We start from the raw sequence: 4,778 nt of genomic DNA, 5'->3' as shown, positions 1-4,778 counted from the left end.
TCGGCGCATGGACGATCCAGCGCATCTGGACGCAGTTGCCGTCCGTCGAGCACCTCGCCGTCTACCGTCCCGCGCTGCCGCTGCGAATTTTCTCGCGCGACGGCGACCTGCTGGCCGAATACGGCGTCGAACGGCGCGAGTTCGTGCCGCTCGAACGCATCCCGCCGCTGATGCGGCAGGCACTGCTCGCGGCCGAAGACGCGAAGTTCTACCAGCACGGCGCGGTCGATTTCAGCGGCCTCGCGCGCGCGACGTTCGCGAACGTCGTGACGGGGCAGCCCGGGCAGGGTGGCAGCACGATCACGATGCAGGTCGCACGCAACTTCTACCTGACGCGCGACAAGGTGCTGAGCCGCAAGCTCGCCGAGATCCTGATGGCAACCAAGCTCGAACGCGAATACAGCAAGGACAAGCTGCTCGAGCTGTACATGAACGAGATCTACCTGGGCGAGCGCGCGTACGGTTTCGCGGCGGCCGCGAACGTATATTTCGGCAAGCCGCTCGACGCGCTGAGCGCGGGCGAGGCGGCCGTGCTCGCGGGGCTGCCGAAGGCGCCGTCCGCGTTCAACCCGGTCGTCAATCCGGCGCGCGCGACCGCGCGGCGCAACTACGTGCTTGGCCGCATGCATGCGCTCGGCCAGCTCGACGACGCGACGTACCGCGCGGCCGTCGACGCGCCGATCGCGCTGGCGACCACACCACCACCCGGAATCATCGCGGCGCCGTACGTCGCCGAGCGCGCGCGCCGGATGATGGTCGAACGTTTCCACGACGATGCCTATACGCTCGGCCTCGACGTGACGACGACGATCTCGATGCGCGACCAGCGCGCGGCCGAGGCGTCGCTTGAACGCACGCTGAGCCGCCAGCAGCGCGCGAAGCGCGATGCGCGCAACGGGCTCGAAGGCGCACTGGTATCGCTCGACGCGGCAACGGGCGACATGCTCGCGCTCGTCGGCGGCGCGGATTTCAACCGCAACGTGTTCGACCATGCGCTGCAGGCGTATCGCCAGCCGGGCTCGAGCTTCAAGCCGTTCGTCTATTCGGCGGCGCTGGAAAAGGGCTACTTCCCGGGCGTGCTCGTCGACGATACGCAGCGCACGCTCACCCATGAGGAAACCGGCGCGCGGCCGTGGCGCCCGCGCAATTTCGCCAACAACTACGAGGGCTTCATCCCGGTGCGGCGCGGGCTCATGCGTTCGAAGAACCTGGTCGCGGTCAGCCTGATGCAGGCCACCGACGCGCGCTACGTACAGCAGCACGCGGTGCAGTTCGGCTTCGACGCGCAGCGCAATCCGGCGTCGTTGCCGCTCGCGCTCGGCGCGGGCGCCGTGACGCCGCTCGAGCTGGCGAGCGCGTACAGCGTGTTCGCGAACGGCGGCACGCGGATGGTGCCGCGCCTGATCCTGTCGGTGAAGCAGCGTCACGGCGGCGCGATGTACGAGGCGACGGCGCCGGCAGGCGAGCGCGTCGTGTCGGCGCGCAATGCGTTCATGATGGACAGCATGCTGCGCGACGTCGTGAAGTCCGGCACCGCACGCGGCGCGTTGGCGCTGCGCCGCGACGATGCGGCCGGCAAGACGGGCACGTCGAACGGGTCGAAGGACGTCTGGTTCGCCGGCTACTCGTCGGGCATCGTCGCGGTCGCGTGGCTCGGCTACGACACGCCGCGCCCGATGGGGCGCGCGACCGGTGCGTCGCTGGCGCTGCCGGTCTGGCTCGACTACATGAAGGCGGCCGTCGACGGGCGTACGCCGGTCGAGGCGACGCCGCCGCAGGACGTCGCGCTCGTCGACGGCGACTACGTCTACGCCGAATATACGCGCGGCACGTGCACGGCCGATGTGCCGTCGTACATCCGTAGCCGCTTCGCGTGCGGCGGGGCGGCGGTGGCAGCCGGTGCGTCCGGCACGCCGGGCGACCATGGCAAACCAGCCGAGCCGATGCCTGCCGCGGTCGATGCGGCCGAGCGCGAACGCGTGCTCGACCTGTTCCGGACGGAAGACTGACGCGCACCATGCATACGCTTTATCTGATTGCAATCGTCGCGGAAGCGATGTCGGGGGCGCTGATGGGCATGCGCCGCGGGATGGACCGTTTCGGGCTCGCGCTCGTCGGCGCGGTGACGGCCCTCGGCGGCGGCACCGTGCGCGACGTGCTGCTCGGCCACTATCCGCTCGGCTGGATCGCGCACCCGGAGTACCTGGTGATCACGCTCGTCGCGGCGACCGTCGCGTCGTGGGTCGCACGGCATGTCGCGCGGATGAAGACGCTGTTCGTCACCGTCGACGCGATCGGCCTCGCGGCCTTTACGATCATCGGGTGCGACATCGGCGCGTCGACGGGCGCTGTGCCGATCATCGTCGTGCTGGCCGGCGCGATCACGGGTGTCTGCGGCGGGATGCTGCGCGACCTGCTGTGCAACGAGATGCCGCTGATCCTGCGCGAGGAACTGTATGCGAGCGTCGCGTTCGTCACGGGCGGGCTCTATGTCGGGATGCAGCATCTGGGTATCGATGCGGGCATCGCGACGGTCGTCGCGCTGGCGGCCGGATTCTCGATGCGGATGCTGGCCGTGCGGCTCGGCTGGAAGATGCGGACGTTCGGCGCGGCGGACCTCGAGCATTGAGCCGGGAGGTTCGCCACCCGTGCGGCGGGTGGAGGCACGAGCGGTGCCGGCCCGGGCGTTCGGGTGAGCGCCCGGGGCGGACGGAGCGTCAGTCGGCCTGCATCACCTGGAAGACGTTGCCTTCCGGATCGATGCCGTCGTACATCGTGTACGCGAACCCGTCATAGCGCTTGAGATCGCGCACCGTCACGCCACCGCCGGCCAGCCGGTCGCGATGCCCGCCGATGTCCTGGCCGATCGAGAACACGAACTTCACGTGGCTGGCTTCCGCGCGCGCCTCCGCGTGAGCGGGCACCGCGTGGCGGAACGCCGGGCCGGCGAGATGCAGCGCGAGCTCGATGGCGCCTGCGCCGAGCACGACCCACTCGTTTTCGATTTCCTCGACGACGGGCAGATCGAAATACTGCTGGTAGAACGTCTTGAGCGATGCGACGTCCTGGACGTACAGGATGATGCGGGTCATCGAAAGCGGCATGGTGGTCTCCTTGAAGTCGATGCGCGAAGCGCGATTGATGCTGCGTGAAGGTGCTGCTATCCGTAAGACAAGACATCGCGCGGTACAACGCGCCGTGCAGTGCACGCCTGCGCTACGCAGGCACCATCACCGGTGGCGCGCCGTCGCCGGTGTCCACCATCTTCACTGCGAATCCGTAGCACTGCGCGATATGGGACGGCGTCATCACGTCGCGCGGCGTGCCGTGCGCGACGATCGTGCCGTCGGCCAGCATCGCGATCGTATCCGCGTGACGCGCGGCAAGATTCGGATCGTGCACGATCGCGAGCACGCCGAGCTGCCATTCGCGCGCAACGCTGCGCACGGTATCGAGCAGGCGGTGCTGATGCGCGAGATCGAGCGCGGCGGTTGGCTCGTCGAGCAGCAGGTAGCGCGGGCCGTTTTCCGTTGCGTCGTCGTCCGGCCACAGCTGCGCGAGCACGCGGGCGAACTGCACGCGCGCGAGTTCGCCGCCCGACAGCGTCGTGACGTCACGGCCGACGAGCGCGTCGGCGCCCGCGCGTTCGAGTGCCCGCCATGCGATCTCGCGATCGCGGTGCGACGTCGCCCCGTTGCGCCGCGCATGCGGGTAGCGGCCGAGCAGCACGATTTCGTCGACACTGAACGGGAACGCCGGCTGCGCGGCCTGCGGCAGCACCGCGCGCAGGCACGCGAGCCGCGGTGCGTCGATGCGCGCGAGCGGTTCGCCGTTCAGCGTGATGTCGCCGGCCACGCGCACGCCGTTCGGCGCGCCGCCGCCGGTCAGCTCGCCGGCGAAGGTCTTCAGCAGCGTGCTCTTGCCTGCACCGTTGCGGCCGAGCAGCGCGGTCACGCGGCCGGGTTCGATCGACAGCGACAGGTCGCGCAGGATCGCGTGGTGTCGACGGGCGACGTCGAGGTGATGGGCGGTCAGCATGGTCGTCGTGAGGGAAGGGTTAGCCGCCGAGCGCACCGCGGCTCTTCCACAGCAGCGCGAGAAAGAACGGTGCGCCGAGCAGCGCGGTCAGCACGCCGAGCGGAATTTCAGCGGGCGCGGCAACCGTGCGCGCGGCGAGATCGGCGGCGAGCGTCAGCAGCGCGCCGAGCAGCGCGGCGCCGGGCAGCACGACCCGTTGGTCGGGGCCGCACGCGAGGCGCACGCAATGCGGCGCGACGAGCCCGATGAAACCGATGATGCCCGCGCACGATACCAGTGCGCCGACCGCGAGCGCGACCGCGACGAGCACGCGCCGCTTCAGGCGCTGCACCGGTACGCCGAGATACAGCGCCTCGGTTTCGCCGAGCTGCAATGCATTCAGTGCGTCGCGTTCGCGCGCGAGCAACACGCAGCCGATCGCGACGCACGGTGCGACGGCCGCCAGCGCGGACCATTGCGCGCCACCGAGGCTGCCGAGGCTCCAGAAAGTTAGCGAGCGTAATTGCGCGTCGTCGGCGACGAACGTGAGCAGACCGATCGCCGCACCGACCAGCGCGTTGATCGCGATGCCGGCGAGCAGCAGCAGCGGCAGCGCGAGCCGGCCGCGCGACGCGGCGAGCCGGTAGACGAGCGCGGCAACCGCGAGCGCACCCGCGAACGCGGCGACGGGCAACGCGGCTGCACTCACGTGCGCGGCAAAGAGCGCAGGGCCGAGTACGATCGTCGTCGTTGCGCCGAGC

The 4,778-nt window shown here is 69.9% G+C and carries 5 protein-coding genes; 2 read left to right on the top strand and 3 right to left on the bottom strand.

The window, feature by feature from the left end:
* Nucleotides 1-2,009, top strand: a 2,009-nt coding sequence (locus JYJ84_RS28610) for a penicillin-binding protein 1A (RefSeq protein ID WP_205189775.1), incomplete at its 5' end; no start/stop codon positions are given.
* Between the two features lie 8 nt (nt 2,010-2,017).
* On the top strand, nt 2,018-2,629 hold the full coding sequence (locus tag JYJ84_RS28605; RefSeq protein WP_122948166.1) for a trimeric intracellular cation channel family protein: 612 nt from the start codon (nt 2,018-2,020) through the stop codon (nt 2,627-2,629).
* Between the two features lie 88 nt (nt 2,630-2,717).
* Here JYJ84_RS28605 and JYJ84_RS28600 read toward each other — a convergent pair whose 3' ends face one another.
* From JYJ84_RS28600 to JYJ84_RS28590, 3 genes are all read right to left on the bottom strand, one after another.
* The gene (locus JYJ84_RS28600) at nt 2,718-3,104 is read right to left on the bottom strand and encodes a VOC family protein (protein WP_175222480.1); all 387 of its coding nucleotides are present in this window, start codon (nt 3,102-3,104) and stop codon (nt 2,718-2,720) included.
* A gap of 112 nt (nt 3,105-3,216) precedes the next feature.
* Entirely contained in the window at nt 3,217-4,038 is an 822-nt protein-coding gene (locus JYJ84_RS28595; RefSeq protein WP_175222481.1) for a heme ABC transporter ATP-binding protein, read from the bottom strand.
* Nucleotides 4,039-4,057: 19 nt separating this feature from the next.
* Nucleotides 4,058-4,778 (bottom strand): iron ABC transporter permease (locus JYJ84_RS28590; RefSeq protein ID WP_205189774.1); only part of this gene is annotated, 721 nt, incomplete at its 5' end.

This window comes from Burkholderia sp. LMG 13014 (genome assembly GCF_905232215.1).
GTDB lineage: Bacteria > Pseudomonadota > Gammaproteobacteria > Burkholderiales > Burkholderiaceae > Burkholderia.
This window is presented reverse-complemented; position numbering and strand designations above follow the sequence as displayed.